The sequence below is a fragment of the Arcobacter sp. F155 genome (genome assembly GCF_004116455.1).
Lineage (GTDB): Bacteria > Campylobacterota > Campylobacteria > Campylobacterales > Arcobacteraceae > Halarcobacter.
Genome location: NZ_PDJU01000002.1, coordinates 190,839 through 210,867, shown reverse-complemented (window position 1 = coordinate 210,867; position 20,029 = coordinate 190,839). Strand labels below are relative to the sequence as shown.

Here is a 20,029-nt window from a genome sequence, read left to right as displayed (position 1 = left end):
TTTACTCCGTTGCTAAAGCACCCTTGATAAGGTCTTCACCGATACTATTTGCATCGTAGAACTCAGGGTAAATTTTACTAACAGCGTTTCTCCAAGCATCTTTTTGCTCGTCGTTTAAGTTAATAATTTCTAACTTACCAGTTTTTTCAGCATACTCTTTGATTAAACCGAATTGCTCGTTGTTTAATTGTGCAGCGAATTCTCTTTCTTTATCAGTAGCATCTTTCATAGCTTGTTTTACATCTTCTTGTAAATCAGCTGGTAAAGAGTTCCAGAATTTTTGAGACATAACAACTAAATAACCTAAGTAACCGTGGTTAGTAACTGTTAAGTATTTTTGAACTTCGTGGAATTTTTTAGTAAAGATGTTAGAGTTAGTGTTCTCTTGACCATCAATTACACCTTGTTGTAACCCTGAATAAACTTCAGAGAAAGGCATCATTTGTGGGTTAGCACCAACAGCATGGAATTGAGCTTCTAAAACTTTAGAAGACATAATTCTAAATTTTTGACCTTCAGCATCTTCAGGTAAAATTAGAGGCTTAGTAGAAGAAGATAATTGTTTGAAACCATTATCCCAGAAAGATAAAGCAACATAACCTTTATCCGTAACCATATCTTTTAGTTTTTGACCAACTTCACCATCTTGAACTCTGTGTAAGTGATCAACATCTTTGAATAAAAATGGTAAATCAAATAAAGCTAATTGAGGTACAATTTTACCAAACTTAGAAAATGACGGTGCAGCCATTTGAACAGAATCTAATTTTAATGCTTTTAAAACAGCATTGTCTTTATATAACTGAGAAGATGGGTAAACTTGAACATCAATTCTACCTTCAGATAATTCTTCAAGTCTTTTTTCGAAGTAATCAGCCGCTTTTCCCTTAGGCGTGTTAGGACTTACAACGTGTGAGAATTTAAGAACGAACTTTTCAGCAGCAGGCTTAGCCTCAGCAGTTTTAGTTTCCTCTTTGTTGTCCCCACAACCTGTGAATAATAGCATAGATGCAACAGCAACACTTGATACTATTCCTTTCATTGTTTTAGTCATATTTTTCTCCTTTTTTAGTCTATAAAAGGATTATAATGAAAAGATATGTAAGCTTTATGTACATATGTGTAAAATTTGGAAATTTAAGGTAGTTTATAGGTTGAGAGAGTCAGACTACCGGAAAAACCGATAGTCTAGTAGATTTATTTAGTATTTAAAGCACCCTTGATAAGGTCTTCACCGATACTATTTGCATCGTAGAACTCAGGGTAAATTTTACTAACAGCGTTTCTCCAAGCATCTTTTTGCTCGTCGTTTAAGTTAATAATTTCTAACTTACCAGTTTTTTCAGCATACTCTTTGATTAAACCGAATTGCTCGTTGTTTAATTGTGCAGCGAATTCTCTTTCTTTATCAGTAGCATCTTTCATAGCTTGTTTTACATCTTCTTGTAAATCAGCTGGTAAAGAGTTCCAGAATTTTTGAGACATAACAACTAAATAACCTAAGTAACCGTGGTTAGTAACTGTTAAGTATTTTTGAACTTCGTGGAATTTTTTAGTAAAGATGTTAGAGTTAGTGTTCTCTTGACCATCAATTACACCTTGTTGTAACCCTGAATAAACTTCAGAGAAAGGCATCATTTGTGGGTTAGCACCAACAGCATGGAATTGAGCTTCTAAAACTTTAGAAGACATAATTCTAAATTTTTGACCTTCAGCATCTTCAGGTAAAATTAGAGGCTTAGTAGAAGAAGATAATTGTTTGAAACCATTATCCCAGAAAGATAAAGCAACATAACCTTTATCCGTAACCATATCTTTTAGTTTTTGACCAACTTCACCATCTTGAACTCTGTGTAAGTGATCAACATCTTTGAATAAAAATGGTAAATCAAATAAAGCTAATTGAGGTACAATTTTACCAAACTTAGAAAATGACGGTGCAGCCATTTGAACAGAATCTAATTTTAATGCTTTTAAAACAGCATTGTCTTTATATAACTGAGAAGATGGGTAAACTTGAACATCAATTCTACCTTCAGATAATTCTTCAAGTCTTTTTTCGAAGTAATCAGCCGCTTTTCCCTTAGGCGTGTTAGGACTTACAACGTGTGAGAATTTAAGAACGAACTTTTCAGCAGCAGGCTTAGCCTCAGCAGTTTTAGTTTCCTCTTTGTTGTCCCCACAACCTGTGAATAATAGCATAGATGCAACAGCAACACTTGATACTATTCCTTTCATTGTCTTAGTCATTTTTTCTCCTTAAAAATAAATTACGAAAAGTATAATCAAAAGATATGTAAAACTTATGTATAAAAGTAGAAAATATCGAAAAAGTTTATAAAATAATTTTTTTGTAAATATTCAATTGTAACAAGTGTTACAAAAATTAATAATTGGATTAAATCTTAAAAAAGCACTACAAAAAGCATTACTCTTAAGGAGATATTTACCTTAACCATGCTTTAAACAAAAAAAAAGTATAATCCCCCACTTTATGAGGAATATAAAGATATAAATAATAAAGGATAAAGATGGGATGTAATTTAGATTTACTTACTTCTTTTAAAGACAACTGTGGTTTCGGTTTGATGGCAGACTTAAAAAGCAGACCAAGCCACGAGAATTTAGAAGATGCTATTACTTCGCTTGAGCGAATGATGCACAGAGGTGCAGTGGCAGCTGATGGTAAAACTGGAGATGGTTCAGGTTTATTATTATCTATGCCAAATAAATTTATGAGAAAAATAGCTAGTGAAAAAGGTATTGATTTACCAGAAAAATATGCAGTAGCTATGATATTTGCAAAAGATTTAGAAGATATCGAAACTTTCAAAGAACACTGTGAAGAGAATGATTTAAAAGTTCTTTTAACAAGAGAAGTTCCAGTAGACACTGATGCATTAGGGCAGCAAGCATTAGAGAGTTTACCTCACATTATTCAAGTATTTGTTGGGCCAAATGCACTTATGACATCAAAAAGATTTGATGCGATGTTATATTTAACAAGAAAAGAATGTGAACACAAATTAGTAGATAAAGAAGATTTTTATATTCCAACATTTTCATCTAAAGTAATCGCGTACAAAGGGCTTGTAATGCCTACGCACATTAAAAAGTTTTATATTGATTTAAGGGATGAGGATTTTCAAATTTCTTTCTCATTATTTCACCAAAGATTTTCAACAAATACTTTACCTCAATGGAGATTAGCACAACCATTTAGAGCAATCGCTCACAATGGAGAGATTAATTCAGTTGAAGCAAACAGAGTAAATGTTCAAATTAAATCTGAAAACCTAAAATCTGAAGTTTTTACAGATGAAGAATTAGAAAGAATATTACCAATTTTACAAGTGTCTGGTTCAGACTCAGCGTCATTAGACAATATGTTTGAATTCTTAGTTGTAAATGGTGTTGACTTTTTCAAAGCAGCAAGAAGTTTAGTTCCTGCTCCTTGGCAAAATGCTCCACATATGGATTCTGATTTAAGAGCGTTTTATGAATATACTTCAACAGTAATGGAAGCTTGGGATGGACCAGCAGCAGTTTCATTAACTGATGGAAGACACATTGGATGTTTAATTGATAGAAATGGTTTAAGACCTTCTAAATATGTTATTACTAAAAATCATAAAATCTATATTACTTCTGAGTATGGAACAATTGATATTGATGAAGATAATATTAGTGAAAGAGGAAGATTACAATCAGGGCAGATGATTGGACTTGACCTTAAACATGGGAAAGTATTAAAAGAAGAAGATATCAATGATTATTTAAAATCATCACAAAACTATGTTAAATGGTTAAATAATGACATGGAATACTTACAAGAGTATATCGATGAGTCATTTATTGATACTGATGATTATGAAATGGATGAACTAGAGAAAAAACAAAAGTATTTTAATATTACTTATGAAGCACTAGATCAAATGATTGACCCTATGGCAAAAGATGGTAAAGAACCTGTTGGTTCTATGGGTGATGATACTCCTTTAGCATGTTTCTCTACTGTAAACAGAAACTTTACTGATTTCTTTAGACAAAAGTTTGCACAGGTAACTAACCCTCCAATTGACCCATATAGAGAAAAAATCGTAATGTCTTTAGAGACTGGTTTTGGTCATATTCATAATATTTTAGATGAAAAAGCAGAAGATGCAAAAAGATTAAAAGTAGCATCTCCTATTTTAATGAAAGAAAAATTTGATGTATTAAACTCTTTTGGTGATTCAACATCTCCAAGATTTGATGAATACTACAAAAATCAAGTTTTCTCAACAACATTTAAATCTGATTTAAAAGCTTCGTTAAAAGAACTTGCAAACAAAGTTGCAAAAGCAGTTAAAGAAGATAATGTTTCTGTTGTAATTCTTTCTGATAAAGATATCAATGAAAACGTAAAATTAATTCCTATGGCTATGGCAGTAGGTTTTGTAAATGAATCATTAATTAAAGAAGGTATTAGACACAAAGTTTCTATTGTTGCAGTATCTGGTGAAGTTTATGACCCACATATGGCAGCAGTTATGATTGGATATGGTGCAAGTGCAATTTATCCATACATGATGTATGCTTCTGTTGTTGAATTACATAAAACAAAAGTATCTTCTAAATATGAGATGCAAAGATTACTTAAAAATACTCAAAAAGCATTAAATGCTGGACTTCTTAAGATTATGTCTAAAATGGGTATTTGTACTATTGCTTCTTATAGAAACTCAAGACTATTTGATGTTATTGGTTTAAGTGATGAAATCATCAATGACTGTTTTGAAGGTTCACACTCAGATTTAGCAGGTCTTACTTATGTAGATATTGAAAAAAGAATTGAGAAGTTACACTTCAATGCATTCTTTGATGATAAGCATATCTTCCCATTAGATTTAGGTGGATTCTACAAATATATGAATGATGGTGAATACCATGATTATGGTCCAGCTACAACTAGAGCTATGCATAATAAACAAGCTAAAGATAAAGAAGATATTACTGACTTTAAAAAACTTAAAGAGCTTGTAGATACAAGAGATAAAAAGTTTATTAGAGACTTCTTTGAGTTTAACTCTGATAAAGAAGCTATTGATGTATCTGAAGTTGAATCAGCAGATGATATTTTCAAAAGATTTGCAACAGCTGCAATGTCTTGTGGTTCTATTTCTCCAGAAGCTCACGAAGCAATGGCTATGGCTATGAATACTATTGGTGGTATGTCAAACTCTGGTGAGGGTGGAGAAGACAAAGGAAGATTTGGAACACTAAGAAACTCTAAGATTAAGCAAGTTGCTTCAGGTAGATTTGGTGTTACTCCAGGATACTTAAGAAGTGCAGAAGAGATTCAAATTAAAGTTGCACAAGGTGCAAAACCAGGTGAAGGTGGTCAATTACCAGGACATAAAGTAACTCCACTTATTGCTTCACTTAGACATACTGTTGAAGGTGTTACACTTATTTCACCTCCACCACACCATGATATTTACTCTATTGAGGATTTAGCTCAGTTAATTTTTGACTTAAAACAAATTAACCCAGAAGCAAAAATCACTGTTAAGTTAGTATCAACAATTGGTGTTGGAACTATTGCAGCAGGTGTTGCAAAAGCTTATGCAGATAGAATTGTTATCTCTGGTGCTGATGGTGGTACAGGAGCTGCTCCTTTAACATCAATTAAACATACTGGTAACCCTTGGGAATTAGGACTTGCTGAAGCGCATAATGCTTTAAAAGCAAACCACTTAAGAGAATCAGTTCATGTTCAAACAGATGGTGGATTAAAAACTGGTCTTGATGTAGTTAAAGCTGCAATGCTTGGTGCTGAGTCTTATGCATTTGGTACAGCTGCACTTACACTTCTTGGATGTAAAATCTTAAGAATTTGTCATACAAATAAATGTTCTGTTGGTGTTGCAACTCAAGATGAAGATTTAAGAGAGCACTTCACTGGAACAGTAGAAAGATTAATTTCTTACTTTACATTTATTGCTGAAGATGTTAGAGAGATTCTTGCTTCTTTAGGATACAAATCATTAGAAGATGTAGTTGGAAGATCTGACTTATTAAAAGTTATTGATGATGAATTTGCACAAAAATTCGATTTCCAAAATGTTCTTAGAAGAGTAGAGGGTGTTGATACTTGTCAAAAAGAATCAAATGTTCCTTACGATCAAAATAAATTTGAGAAAGAACTACTTAAAAAAGTTCATAGAACAATTGAGCAACCAACTACTCCAATTAAAGTAAAAGAGACTATTTGTAACTTAAATAGATCATTTGGTACTTTAATCTCTGGTGAAATTGCTAAATACTATGGTGATGAAGGTTTACCTGATGGTTCAATCAATATCTTCTTAAAAGGTATTGCTGGTCAATCATTTGGTGCTTTATTATCAAAAGGTATGAACTTATACTTAGATGGTGCTGCAAATGACTATGTTGGTAAGGGAATGAATGGTGGTAAAATCATTGTAAATACTCCTCACCAAGGTCCAGAATTTGCTGGTGCAGGTAATACTTGTCTTTATGGTGCAACAGGTGGTAAACTTTATGTTAGAGCTGCAGCTGGTGAAAGATTTGGTGTTAGAAACTCAGGTTGTACAGCAGTAGTAGAAGGAACTGGAGATAATGCTTGTGAGTATATGACAGGTGGTATTGTAGTTATTCTTGGTAATACTGGTATTAACTTTGGTGCTGGTATGACTGGTGGTTTATCATTTGTTTATGACCCAGAAAAACTATTTGTAGATAAAATGAATCAAGAACTAATTGAAGCAGTTAGAATTGATACAGATGATACAGAAAGAGAAAGACTATTCTTAAAAAGATTATTAATGGATTATTTAAATGAGACTGAGTCTGAAAGAGCTGAAATGATTTTAGAGAATTTCAGAGCTGAAATTAGAAACTTCTGGATGGTTAAACCTAAAAATATGACAGTGTTACCTCTAAATCCTGAGGAGGGAGATTAAGATGTTAAACTTTACTAAATTTGAAAGAATTAGTCCTGAAAAAAGAGACGTATTACAAAGATTAAAAGATTATAATGAAGTTTATCAAGTATTTGGTAAGCATAGAGCTAGAGAGCAAGCAGACAGATGTATGCAGTGTGGTGACCCATACTGTCATACAGGATGTCCATTAGGAAACTATATTCCTGCATGGTTAAAACAAACATCTGAAAAAAATATGCAATTAGCATTTGCTTTATCAAATGAAACTTCTCCTTTCCCAGAAATCTTAGGAAGAATTTGTCCTCAAGATGTGCTTTGTGAAGGTGCTTGTTCATTAAACACTGGACATGGAGCTATTTCAATTGGTGCAATTGAAACTCATGTTAGTGAAAGAGCATTTGAAAATGGAATGAAACCAACTTTTACAGATAAAATAGTTGACAAGAAAGTTGCAATTATTGGTTCAGGACCATCTGGAATCTCTGCTGCTACATTCTTACTTAGAAAAGGTTTCCAAGTAGAAATGTTTGAAAGAGAAGACAGAGCTGGTGGATTATTAATGTATGGTATTCCAGGATTTAAACTTGATAAATCTACAGTTGAAAGAAGAATGAACTGGTTAATTGAAGCTGGTATGAAACTTCACTTAAACTGTGAGATTGGCAAAGATAAGTCTGCAAAAGAGCTTGAAGAAGAGTTTGATGCTGTTTATTTAGCAGTTGGAGCTAAAAAAGGTAGATATGCAGGTGTTGAAGGTGAAAATGCTTCAAATGTACACTTAGCAATGGAGTTCTTAACAGGAATTCAAAAAAGAAACCTTGGAAATACAGATGTAGATTTTATTGATGTACAAGATAAAAACGTAGTTGTAATTGGTGGTGGAGATACTGCTATGGACTGTGTTAGATCATCTGTAAGAGAAAAAGCAAAATCTGTTAAATGTCTTTATAGAAGAGATGAAGCAAATATGCCAGGAAGTAAAAAAGAAGTTGTTAATGCAAAAGAAGAGGGTGTTGAATATCAATTTAATGTAAGTCCTAAGTCTATTGTTGTTGATAATGGAGTTGCTACTGGTGTTGAACTTCTTACTACTTCAATGAGTGAACCAGATGAATCTGGAAGACAAAAAGTTGTTATCAATGATGGAAGTGAATATGTTGAAGAAGCTGATGTTGTAATTATGGCATTAGGATTCTCTCCTGAAATTCCAGAATTCTTCAAAGAGTTAAATATTGAAACAAACTCTTGGGGTGGAGTTGAAACAAACAACTACGTTACTTCAAACAAAAAAGTATATGCAGGTGGAGATTGCCAAAGAGGTGCTCACTTAGCTGTAACTGCTGCTCTTGATGGTAGAGAAGCAGCAAAAGAGATAGTGAAAGCTCTATCTTAATATCATGTTTGATTATAACTCATTCACAAATGCAGTTATTCAAGCAAATAAAGAGTTGTATGGGTATATTAATACCCATATGACTCAATCTGACTTAGAAGAGTCTTCTCAAATTGGATTTGGTGGAGACAAAACTCTTAATATCGATATTATTGCTGAAAATATTTTTATAAAATATCTCTCTTCTTTTGGGGATATTTTTTCTGAAGAAGTAGGTAGTATATCAAATAATTCAAATATCAAAATTATCATTGACCCTTTAGATGGAAGTCATAACTTTGCTTCTAGTTTAGAATACTATGGAACATCTGTTGCTGTTAAAAAAAATGATGAATATATTGCTGGTTATGTATGTAATTTATGTACTGCAGTTTTAGTTTATCGTGAGAATGAAGATGTAAATAGAGTAAATATTTTAACTGAGCAATTTTTAAGTTCTTATGAGAATAGTAATCCAAATATATCAATATTTGAAAGAGCATATGCTTATCCAGAGATAGCTCTAAAACTAAAAGAAAATTCTATTAAATATCGAAGTCCTGGGGCTGCTGCTTTATCACTGGCAAATGCAAGAAATTATCAATTTGTACTTTTTGCAGGTAAATTAAGGGAGTTTGATATAGCTGCTTCTTTGTATATAAATAAGGACTTAGAAATCTTCAAAAATGATGAATTCTTAATTATCACTAAAAACTATAGCAATTTACTACTAATTAAAGAAATAATTAAAGTTTTTTAGGTTATAACTCCAAAACTATATTTTACTTGGGGAAACGGTTTATGTCATTAATTATAACAGATGATTGTATCGCATGTGATGCATGTAGAGAAGAATGTCCAAACTATGCGATTGAAGAGGGTGATCCAATATACGTTATTGATCCAGATAGATGTACTGAGTGTGTAGGTCACTTTGAAGAGCCAGCATGTATTGAAGTATGTCCAGTTGATTGTATCATTGTAGATCCAGATAATCAAGAAACAATGGAAGAGTTACAATTTAAATACGAGCAGATTCAAGAAGAAGAAGCGTAATGGCTAAAGTAACAACTATTATAGACATTGGGTCAAACTCAATGCGTATGGTTGTTTTAGAAAAGAGTAGTAGATTTTCTTTTAACTTAATTAACGAGACAAAAAGTCGTGTTAAAATCTCTGAAGGTTGCTATGAGAACAATGGTAATCTTCAAGAAGCTCCTATGCAAAGAGCATTTAACTCTTTGCAATCTTTTTTAAATATTTCTAAAGCACTAAAATCAAGAAAAATTATTTGCGTTGCTACATCAGCACTAAGAGATGCGCCAAATTCAAAAATTTTTACTAATAGAGTTAAAAATGAATTAGGTTTAAATATCAGAATTATTGATGGGCCAAAAGAGGCTTATTATGGTGGGGTTGCTGCTTTAAATTTAATACATGGTCAAGAGTTTGTAACTGTGGACATAGGTGGAGGTTCTACTGAGTTTGCATTTATAAAAGATGGACAAATTGTTGACTGTATATCACTTGATGTAGGAACAGTAAGATTAAATGAACTGTTCTTTAGTAAAGGTGATTTAGAAGGCGCTAGAAATTATATTTTAGAAAAACTTGAAGAAGTAAAAGGCTGTGGTCATTCTATTCCTAATACTGTAGTTGGTATTGGTGGAAGTATTAGGGCACTTAGTAAAATCATAATGAAAAAAACTGAGTACCCTTTAGATATCTTACATGGTTTTTCATATATTGTTGATTTAAACTCTTATATCTTTGATGATATTTTAAGAGCTAAAAATAATAACTCTTTGAAGCACATAGGTGTAAAAAAAGATAGATATGACACAATAAAAGAGGGTACTTTTATTTTCAAAACTATTTTAGAAGAGTTAAAAACTACAAGAGTAATCACTTCTGGTGTAGGTGTTAGAGAAGGTGTTTATTTAACAGATATTTTAAGAACTAACAATTGTAAATTTCCAGCAAACTATAATGTGAGTGTAAGAAGTTTACTTGATAGGTTTGAAATTTGTCCTAAGCAAAGTGCTTATTTAGGTAATAACGCTAGACAAATTTTTGAAGCCTTAAAGCCACTTCATAATTTAGATGATAAGTACAAAACACTTTTAGTAATAGCTTCTAAGCTTCACTCAATTGGTACAACACTTAACTTCTATAAATCAAATGATAATACTTTTGATTTCATCTTAAATGGTTTAAATTATGATTTCTTACACTCTTCACGGGTAACTGTTGCTCATATGATTAAGTTTTCTAAAAAAAGCTTACCTAAAAAAGGTGATTTAGAAAAGTATTCAAAGCTATTACCTTGTTATGAAACTATGCAGTGGTTATCTTTTATGATAAGTCTTAACTTAACTATTAATCAAGATATGTCAAGTCCAAATGTTACTTATAAACTAAAAAATAGTAAGCTAAAACTATCACTTGAAAGACCTATATATTTAGTAGAAAGTGAAGTTAAAAAGATTCAAACTCCTAAGGGTGTAAAAGTAAAAGTAGTTTCATGAAAATAGCTATTGTTAAACTATCTGCCATGGGTGATATTATTCATGCCATGGTTGCCTTACAATTTATTAAAAAAGCTAATCCTTCAATAGAAATTGATTGGTTTGTTGAAAAAGCATTTATAGGTGTATTAGAAGATAATCCTGATATTGATAATATTTATGCACTTGATTTAAAATCAATAAAAAAGAAAAAGACAAAACTTTTTTCACAAATTTCACTTATAAGAAAATATTCAAAAAATAGCTATGATTTAGTAATTGATGCTCAAGGCTTAATAAAATCAGCAATAGTTTCAAAGCTACTTGGAAAAAATAGAGTAGGGTTTAGTAAAACTTCTACAAGAGAGAGTTTATCATCCTCTTTATATAACAAAAAGATTGATTCTGATTATTCTAAAAATGTTATTGAAAGAAATTTAGATATTTTATTAAAACCTTTAAATATAGAGTTTAATAAAGAATCTATTTTAGATAAAAAGCCTTTTTTATATTTTAAAGATGGCTTTGATTTTAGTGATCTATTAAGTAAAGAAAAAAAGAATATTTTACTTGTAGTTGGTGCTAGTTGGCCTTCAAAAATGTATTCTAAAGAGAAATTCGCTAAAATAGTAAATAGTATAGATGAAAATTTTATTATTGCTTGGGGAAATGAAGAAGAAAAAAGCATAGCTCAAACTATCGCAAAAACTTCAAAGGCTGTAGTTTTACCAAGATTAAGTTTAAATGACTTAAAAGCATTAGTATCAAAAGTAGATTTACTTATAGGAAATGATACTGGGCCTACTCACATGGCATGGGCTTTAAATATTCCATCTATAACAATATTTGGCTGTACTCCAGGGTATAGAAACACTTATGAAACAGATATAAATAAAATTATTGAATCAAAGTCTAAAGTTAATCCTGAAAGATTAAATAAAGATGACTATTCAATAGCAAATATTGATGAAAATAGAATAGTAGAAATAATGAAGGATTTATTGTTTGAAGGCAAGCGTTAAAGAATATTTAGTATATTACATATATGTCTCTTTTAAATTTCTTTTTACTTTTCTTCCTAAAGCCTTTGTAAAACAAATTTTAATTTTATGTGCAAAACTGGCTTTTAGATTTAATAAAGAGCATAAGCATATTGCAAAAGTAAATTTAGATTTGGCTTTTGAAGATAAAAAATCAGATGATGAAAAAAACAAAATAATCTATGAATCATATAAATCACTTCTTTTTAATATGTTTGAATTTGTAGAAAATCAATCAATTTCAAAGGAAAAACTGTTTGCAAAAGCAGTAATAGAGAATGAAGAAGTTATTTTAAATGCTTTAGAAGAGAAAAGAAAAATCATTTTTATCACTGCACACTATGGTGGGTGGGAGTTAGCTATTCCTTATACTGCTTTAAAGTATGGAACTTTAGCAGTTGTAAATAGAAAAATGGATAATCCTTTAATAAACGATATGTATGTAAAAGCAAGAGATAGAAATAATATCGTAATGCTTGAAAAGAAAGTTGCAGCAAAGGGTATGTTAAAAGCTTTTAAACAAGGACATAATGTAGCAGTAGCAATTGATCAACATATGAAAAATGGAATGGAAATAGAATTTTTTGGGAAAAAAGTTTATGCTACTGATTCAACAGCAAGATTAGCTGTAAAGTTCGATGCAGTGATTATCCCTATATTTGCAGTAATGAATGATTTTAGAGATTATACAATTAAAGTATATGATGCAATTGATCCTTTAAAAGTAGAGTTTAAAATCGAAGATAAAATAAAAGAGCTTACACAATTGCAAGCTAATGTTATTGAAGAACAGATAAAAGAGACTCCTGCTCTATGGTTTTGGCAACATAAACGATGGAAAAAATTTTATAAGAATTTATATAAAAGAAACTAAATGAATAATAAACCTAAATATCACCTTTTTAAAAATACAAAATATGCCCTTGATGGATTTAAACATGCTTTTAAAACAGAAAGCTCTTTCAAACTTGAACTTTTTTGTGCAATCTTTATTATCATAGGAATTTTACTTGTAGATGTTTCTTTAATGTATAAACTTGTTCTTTTAGTAACTGGTATTTTAGTTTTAATTGTAGAGCTTATAAACTCTGCAATTGAAAATGTAGTTGACCTTGTAACAAAGGAGCATGCCCCTTTAGCTAAAACTGCAAAAGATATAGGTTCAACTGCTGTTATGTTTACAATTGGGCTTCATGTAACTTCATGGATAGTAATACTTATATGGGCATAAGTTCAAATATTGATAAAAAGCTTGAAGAGCTTGTAAAAGAGTTATCTCAAAGTAATAATCAAGAAATCTTCTCTTTTGAGTATGAACAGCAAAAATATTGGTTAAAAAGAGCAAGAGCTACTAAATCTAATTTAATACATAAACTTTTTTATAAATTAACTTCTATAGATATATTACTTCCTGTTGAAAGTAAGAGTGATAAAGAGAGTCTAAACTTTGAAACTACAAAAATAGCAAGACTAAAAGAAAAAGGTATTAAAACTCCAAATATAGCTTTTAAAAATGAAGAGTTTTTTGTTTTAGAAGACTCTGGAAAAATGGTTAACTCTTATATTAGAAAAAGAGATATAACAAAAGAAAAGATGTATTACTATATTGATTTGATGCTAAAAGAGTTAGCATTAATTCACAATAATAAAGAGTTTCATGGTGGAGCACAAGCAAGAAACTTTATTTATAAAGAAGGTAAAGTCACAGTAATAGATTTTGAAGATAGCTTTGATGAAAGTATTTCTTTAGAGACATTACAGTTTAGAGATTTAATTTTATTTTTATTGTCTTTAACAAAAACTAGGTCTAGTTTTGAGCTTGATTATGACTTTATTATTAAAGAATATATAAAATTAGTGCCTCAAAATAAAGAGTTTAGAAAAAAACTTAAAAAGTTAGCAAATAAAATCTCTTTTCTTATAACTCTTAGTCAGAATAAATTTATTAAGAAAATCATAGGTAGAGATGGTGAAGGTTTCTTTAAACTTTTTACTATTTTACAAAATCTAAAAGGTTGATTTTATGAATCAAGTTATTATGTCAAAGACATTAAATATTTTTAGAAAACTAATTTTTGCACATATTCTATTTTTGATAGTTATGTCTGTTTTTAGAACAGTTTTTTTCTTTTATTATTCACCTTTAAATAGTTTAGATGGTTTTTATTTAGATATTCTAAATGCTTTTATTTTAGGTTTTAGAATTGATTTAACTGTAATTGGATACATCCAAGCTATTCCAACAATACTATTGATAGTTTTATACTACATAAAAAAAGAAGTTTTATTAAACTATTTTGAAAAGTTTTTAGTTTATTATCTATTTATTTTCTTTTTTATAGTGAGTCTTCTTTTATGTGCTGATTTTGGTTTTTATTCATATTTTAAAGAACATATAAACATTTTGTTTTTTGGTCTTTTAGATGATGATACAAAAGCTTTAATGATAACATTTTGGCAAAATTATAATGTAGTATTGATTTTAGCTATTTTCTTTGCATATCTAGCATTTTTATTCTTATCAATTAAAAAAATATTTTCAATAAAGAATAAAAACTATAACTCTTTTTTAGGTCTTAAGATATCTGCACTTATTTTTATAATTCTATTTATATTAAACTTTTTAGCTGTTAGGGGAACGTTAGGAATGTATCCTTTAGGAAAAATGATTCCAAATGTATCAACTAATGAGTTTATAAATAAAATATCACATAATGGATTTAGAGCTTACACAAATGCTTTAAGTGCAAGGAAAAAATATCTAGCAAGAAAATATGATTTGCTTAAAGCAACAGGATACAAAGGAAATATCGAAAAAGCTTTTGAAGTTTATAAAGGGACAAGTGATATAAATAAAGAAGATTTATTAAAAAATATTACTTATCAAACTAAAAAAAATGATGATAAAGAGTACAATGTTGTAGTAATCATGGTAGAGAGTTTTGGTCTGCCAATATTAAAATATCAAAGTGAAAAGTTTAATATCTTAGGTGAGTTAAAAAAACATTTTGATAAAGATATTCTTCTTACAAATATGATTTCTGCAGGTGATGGTACAATTTCAAGTTTACAGGCATTATTGCTAAATATTCCACATAGACCAACATCTTTTGCCTTTTCTCAATCTATTTATAAGCAAACAAGTTTTGCATATAGCCCAGCTTTCCTTTATAAAGGTCAAGGATATGAAACAAGTTTTATTTATGGTGGTGATTTAACATGGAGAAGTTTAGGACAGTTTGTTAAACATCAAGGTTATGATAATGTAGAAGGTAAAATAAATATTTTCAATCACCTTGAAAATATTAATAAAGAAAAAGATGAATATTTTCATCCATGGGGGATATTCGATGAGTATTTATATTCACATATTCTAAAAAAATTAGAAATTAGTGATAAAAAACAGTTTATAGTAGCCCTTAGTACAAATAATCATCCTCCCTACAATATTCCAAATGATTGCAAATCAAAGAGTTTAATCTATAATGATGAAATAAAAAATCATATTACAGGAGACTTTGATTTAGCTCAACAAAGATTTAAGTCATATGCTTATGCAGTAGATCAAGTTGGAGTTTTTCTTGATAAGTTTAAAAAGAGTAAATTTAAAGATAATACAATAGTTGTAGTAACAGCTGATAATAATACAATTGATGGAATAATGAAGTATGATGATAATCAATTACTAAACTCTAAAAACATACCTTTATATTTTTATTTACAAGAAGAATTAAAAGAAAAAATAGATGTTGATACAAAAGTTACCGGTTCTCATAAAGATATTTTTCCAACACTTTATAACTTGACTTTAAAAGACCAAGAATATATATCAATTGGAGCTAATCTTTTTGATTCCTCACTTGCGCATTATGGATTTAATGGTTCAATGATAGTTACAAACAAAGAGAAAGTTGAGAAATTGAAAAGTATAGAAGAACAAACAAATAGTAAGGTTTTAAATTATTATAAAGCAAATTTAGCTATAACTCAATACTTGATTAATTATTATCATAAAAAAGGAAAAGAATGACAAATATTTTAAGAGCACCTTCTCAAAATACTAAAGATAAAATTACTCTTTGGCTTAATCACCTTTTAGTTTTATATGCTTTTTTAATTCCTATACATAATGGAGCGAAGAGTTCTTTATTTTTTACAATGTTAGCACTTTTTATATATAGAAGAGACTACTGGTTTTATTTAAAAGAGGCTTTTTCAAATAGAATAGTTCAAGCTTTTTTAATATTTTATGCTTTACATGCAATAGGAATGATATATACGGATAATATTGATTATGGTAAAGATCAAATGGATAGGTTAAAGTATCTTCTTTTCCCTTTAGTTTTTTTATCTTTTTTAGATATAAGATTTGTTCTTCGAATTTTCCTAGCATTTATAATTGGAATGTTTGTTTCTATTCTTTTTTCATATTTAGTTCATCTTCAAATTTTACCTTATGTGTTCACAATTGGGAAATATGAGATTTGGGAAACTTTTGCTTATAGCCCAGCACCATTTTTAGCTCATGGAGAACATGGTGTTGGAATTTCTTTTGTTGTAGGCTTTTTGCTTTATTATATTTTAAATTTTAAAAATGAAGAAAAATTTAAAAAAATTATTGCTTTTGTAGGATTAGTTTTTGCTTTAGTAAATATGTCATTTATAGCAAGTAGAACAGGATATATGACTTTAGTTGTAGTAATTTTTATTACGATAGTAATCACTTATAGAGAGAATATAAAACTTCTATTATCTTCAGTTTTTTTAGTTTTTATTGTTTGTTTATCTATTTATAGTTTTTCTGAAACAGTAAATCAAAGAATAGATAGAGCTTTTATTAATTTTCAAAAAGGTATTGAAAATAAAGAGTATTATAAAAATGGTTCAACAGCACAAAGAATAGGTTTAACAATATATTCAATTGAAGTAATAAAAGAAAACTTTTTATTTGGTGTTGGAACAGGGGATCATATGGATTTGCTTAGAGCAAAAATTCCAGATGAAGAAAAAAGATTACGAGAAATTGCAAAACCTCACAATGTATATGTACAAATTCCAATGCAAATAGGAATTATTGGCTTAGCTTCTTTTTTCTTTTTAATATACTCTTTGTTAAGTTATAAAAATATATCAAGAGAAAAAAAAGATATAATTGTTATTTTAGTGGCTTCTACTTTAGTCTTTATGGCAGGAGGAATGTTTTACGGAACTTTTGAATTACCATTAATAGTAGTTTTAATTTCAGCAATGATTGCAAATAAAGAGCAAAATATTACTTTTAAAAATTTTGATAAAAAAGTATTTCTAAAATATAGTACTTTTGTTATTTTATTTTTAATTATAGGTATAACAAGATAGGAAAAAAATGAAAATAGTATATATCTCAAGATCAATAATCCCTTCAAGAACAGCAAATAGTATTCATGTAATGAAGATGTGTAATGCCTTTGCATCTTTAGGACATGAGGTTACTCTTTTAGCTCCTTGGACAAAAAAACTTGAAGAAAAAAATATAGAGGATTTATTTGAATATTATGGAGTTGAAAAAAACTTTGAGTTAAAAAAGCTTTTTTCTCCTAATATTAAATATCTTAAAAAAAGAATTTATTCATATAAATGTTTAAAAGAGGTTCAAAAAATTAATCCTGATATTGTTTATGGAAGAGATGATATGTTTGCTTTTTATTTAACTCAAAAAAGTGGATATTTTTCTCTTTTTGAAAAACATGAACCTTATGATGGAAAAGATTTTAATGACTTTTTCTTTGATAAGTTTATTAAAAATAATCAAAACAAAGCAAAGCTAGTTGTGAACTCTAATGAACTTAAAAAGATGTACAATAAAAGTTGTAATATTAGTTTAGATTCAGTTTTAGCAGCAAGTAATGGTACAAATATTATTCCTGATGATAAAATACCTTCAAGTATAACTTTAGATAAAAATAGAGTTCAAATTGGATATGTAGGAAGCCTTTTTAAAGGAAGAGGAATTGATATTATTATTGAGTTAGCAAAAAAGATTCCAGATGCAACTTTTCATATTATTGGTGGAAAAGATAAAGATATTGAATTTTGGAAATCAAAAGAAAATTTAGAGAATCTTATTTTCCATGGTTTTGTAGAACCTAAAGAGACTTATAAATATAGAAATATGTGTGATATTCTTTTAGCTCCTTATCAAAGTGATAATGAAGGAAATAGGTCAAGTAAATATATGTCTCCTATTAAACTTTTTGAATATATGTCTTCAAAAAAAGCAATTATTTGTTCAAATTTTAAAGTTGTATATGAAGCTTTAAATGATGAATGTGCTTTATTAGTTAATAGTTCAGATATAAATGCTTGGGAAAATGCAGTTAATGAATTGGTTGAAGATAAAGAAAAAAGAGAAAAACTAGCAAATAATGCCTATGAAAAGTTTTTAAATTATCATACTTGGAGTGCAAGAGCACAAAAGATTTTAGATTATATTCAAAGTTCTAAATGATTGATTTAAACAGTATTGAACCAATTGGAAAAGGAACAAATCGAAGTTGTTTTGTTCACCCAATGGATTTAAATAAATGTATAAAAATAACTCATTCAAATGATTATTCTGAGACTATAAAAGAGATTAAATATTATAAATTCTTACAAAAAAGAGAAATCTCTTGGGATTTTTTAGCAAAATATTATGGTAGCATAGATACCTCTCTTGGAAAGGGTGAAGTCTTTGATTTAGTTAGAGATTATGATGGAAATGTTTCTAAAACTTTATCTTTTTATTTACAAAAAGATGAAAAAACAAAAACTTTAATAACTCCAATAAAACTTCTTGAAGATTTAAAACAATATACCCTAAAAGAGAATATCGTAGTAAAAGATTTAAATACAAAAAATATGCTTTATCAAAAAATAAATGAAAATGAAGCTAGACTTATTTTAATTGATGGGGTAGTAAATAATGACTTTTTACCTTTTTCAAAATATATCCCTTTATTTACTCAAAAAAAGATAAAAAGATTGTGGAAAAGATTTGAAGAGTCTTTGCCTCATAAATACTCTTTTAATAAATATTTTTTAAGTTTATTAAATAAGAAGCTCTAAATACTCCCTTTGTTCTCTTTGTAATGCAAAAACCTCTAAAGCTTTTGGATGATTTTGCATTGCTTTTATTTTTTCTTCTTTTAAATTCTTAGCTACATTTAATACAATACTTTCAAGTTCTTCAACACTGTTATTTGAAGTTAAATGAATATGAAAACCTAAATCTTTAAATTCAGGAGAAGAGGTATCATTGTAGATAATTGGAATAAGTCCAAATCCAAGTGATTCAATAATAGCGTTACTCATACCTTCTCCTAAACTTGGGAAGATAAAAACATCACTTTCTTGAAGATATTTTTTTACTTCACTTGTATATCCTACAAACTCTATTTTTGATTTATATTCAAGAGTTTCAAGATAGTTATTTATCTTTTCAAAATAGTTTTTATCTTGGATATCTCCTAAGAGTTTTAAGTTAAAATCAAAACCATTTTTAAATAAAATATCACAAGCTTTTATAGCTTCAAATTGACCTTTTCCTGGATGAACCCTTCCCACGTGAACTAAGTCAATTTTATTATTAAATTCTTTAAATGATATATTTTTTTCAAGTCTTAAAGAAGAGTAAATTCTCTTTACTTGTGCATTTTTAGCAATTGGTAAAATATCAATTATATTTTGCTTCATATACTCGCAATTTCCAACAAAATAGTTAACCTTACTATAAAATAGTTTATGAAAAATATCTTTTTTTGAAGTAGTTTTTTTAGAACCTTGTCTAATAATAAAATTTATATCTAAGCCAAGGGCTGCAAAATAAAGAGATTTCATCTCTGAAGCACCTAAGAAGATAACATTTTTAATTTGGCTATTGATTAATATCTCTCTAACACTTTTTATTAATTTAAAACTAAAATTACTAGAAAATGTTACTTCATGTACTTTTATATTAAAGCCTTTAAAGTGTTCTTCTTTATTTAGAATATAACTATTATCCCTCGCTATAAACTCAACTTCAACTTCACTACTTAATAATCTTGCTAATTTAACAGAGGCTAATTCCATTCCTCCATTTACTCTTGATAGACATATAACTGCAGTTTTTTGTTTCATTAATTACCTTTAAAAAGGCGA

At 28.9% G+C, this 20,029-nt stretch carries 16 protein-coding genes; 13 read left to right on the top strand and 3 right to left on the bottom strand.

Annotated elements, in window-relative coordinates:
- Position 1: 1 nt before the first annotated feature.
- Together CRV03_RS03490 and CRV03_RS03485 are read right to left on the bottom strand one after the other, a co-directional pair.
- On the bottom strand, positions 2-1,054 hold the full coding sequence (locus tag CRV03_RS03490; protein ID WP_258238996.1) for a TRAP transporter substrate-binding protein: 1,053 nt from the start codon (positions 1,052-1,054) through the stop codon (positions 2-4).
- A 143-nt stretch (positions 1,055-1,197) separates the two neighbouring features.
- Positions 1,198-2,250, bottom strand: coding sequence for a TRAP transporter substrate-binding protein (locus tag CRV03_RS03485; protein WP_258238995.1), 1,053 nt, complete (start codon positions 2,248-2,250; stop codon positions 1,198-1,200).
- 281 nt (positions 2,251-2,531) lie between these two features.
- On the opposite strand from CRV03_RS03485, the gene gltB reads away from it, so the two are divergent.
- Genes gltB through CRV03_RS03420 form a run of 13 tightly spaced genes read left to right on the top strand, consistent with a single transcriptional unit; the run spans position 2,532 to position 18,955 of the window.
- Positions 2,532-6,968 carry a glutamate synthase large subunit gene (gene gltB / locus CRV03_RS03480; RefSeq protein ID WP_129083757.1) on the top strand — a complete coding sequence of 1,479 codons (4,437 nt, stop codon included), beginning with the start codon at positions 2,532-2,534 and terminating at the stop codon, positions 6,966-6,968.
- 1 nt (position 6,969) lies between these two features.
- Positions 6,970-8,343 (top strand): glutamate synthase subunit beta, encoded by a 1,374-nt coding sequence (locus tag CRV03_RS03475; RefSeq protein WP_129083756.1) that lies wholly within the window; start codon positions 6,970-6,972, stop codon positions 8,341-8,343.
- Between the two features lie 4 nt (positions 8,344-8,347).
- A complete protein-coding gene (locus CRV03_RS03470; RefSeq protein WP_129083755.1) occupies positions 8,348-9,082 on the top strand; it encodes an inositol monophosphatase family protein in 735 nt (244 codons plus the stop codon).
- Between the two features lie 41 nt (positions 9,083-9,123).
- A complete protein-coding gene (locus CRV03_RS03465; RefSeq protein WP_129083754.1) occupies positions 9,124-9,378 on the top strand; it encodes a YfhL family 4Fe-4S dicluster ferredoxin in 255 nt (84 codons plus the stop codon).
- Complete coding sequence (locus CRV03_RS03460; protein ID WP_129083753.1) at positions 9,378-10,850, top strand: Ppx/GppA phosphatase family protein; 1,473 nt, start codon at positions 9,378-9,380, stop codon at positions 10,848-10,850. Before CRV03_RS03465 ends, CRV03_RS03460 begins: the two co-directional genes overlap by 1 nt.
- Positions 10,847-11,851, top strand: coding sequence for a lipopolysaccharide heptosyltransferase I (waaC, locus tag CRV03_RS03455; protein ID WP_129083752.1), 1,005 nt, complete (start codon positions 10,847-10,849; stop codon positions 11,849-11,851). The genes CRV03_RS03460 and waaC overlap by 4 nt, the downstream gene beginning before the upstream one ends.
- A complete protein-coding gene (locus CRV03_RS03450) occupies positions 11,835-12,743 on the top strand; it encodes a lipid A biosynthesis lauroyl acyltransferase (protein ID WP_129083751.1) in 909 nt (302 codons plus the stop codon). Before waaC ends, CRV03_RS03450 begins: the two co-directional genes overlap by 17 nt.
- Positions 12,744-13,100 carry a diacylglycerol kinase gene (locus tag CRV03_RS03445; RefSeq protein WP_129083750.1) on the top strand — a complete coding sequence of 119 codons (357 nt, stop codon included), beginning with the start codon at positions 12,744-12,746 and terminating at the stop codon, positions 13,098-13,100.
- Entirely contained in the window at positions 13,073-13,888 is an 816-nt protein-coding gene (locus CRV03_RS03440; RefSeq protein WP_258238994.1) for a hypothetical protein, read from the top strand. The genes CRV03_RS03445 and CRV03_RS03440 overlap by 28 nt, the downstream gene beginning before the upstream one ends.
- 4 nt (positions 13,889-13,892) lie before the next feature.
- On the top strand, positions 13,893-15,899 hold the full coding sequence (locus CRV03_RS03435) for an LTA synthase family protein (RefSeq protein WP_129083749.1): 2,007 nt from the start codon (positions 13,893-13,895) through the stop codon (positions 15,897-15,899).
- The gene (locus CRV03_RS03430; protein WP_129083748.1) at positions 15,896-17,227 is read left to right on the top strand and encodes an O-antigen ligase; all 1,332 of its coding nucleotides are present in this window, start codon (positions 15,896-15,898) and stop codon (positions 17,225-17,227) included. The genes CRV03_RS03435 and CRV03_RS03430 overlap by 4 nt, the downstream gene beginning before the upstream one ends.
- A gap of 7 nt (positions 17,228-17,234) precedes the next feature.
- Positions 17,235-18,356: a glycosyltransferase family 4 protein gene (locus CRV03_RS03425; RefSeq protein WP_129083747.1), complete on the top strand. Its 1,122-nt coding sequence runs from the start codon at positions 17,235-17,237 to the stop codon at positions 18,354-18,356.
- On the top strand, positions 18,353-18,955 hold the full coding sequence (locus CRV03_RS03420) for a YrbL family protein (protein ID WP_129083746.1): 603 nt from the start codon (positions 18,353-18,355) through the stop codon (positions 18,953-18,955). Before CRV03_RS03425 ends, CRV03_RS03420 begins: the two co-directional genes overlap by 4 nt.
- Here the strand turns inward: CRV03_RS03420 and CRV03_RS03415 are convergent.
- Positions 18,938-20,008, bottom strand: coding sequence for a glycosyltransferase (locus CRV03_RS03415; protein ID WP_129083745.1), 1,071 nt, complete (start codon positions 20,006-20,008; stop codon positions 18,938-18,940). The two genes, CRV03_RS03420 and CRV03_RS03415, sit on opposite strands and share 18 nt — an antisense overlap.
- Between the last annotated feature and the right edge of the window lie 21 nt (positions 20,009-20,029).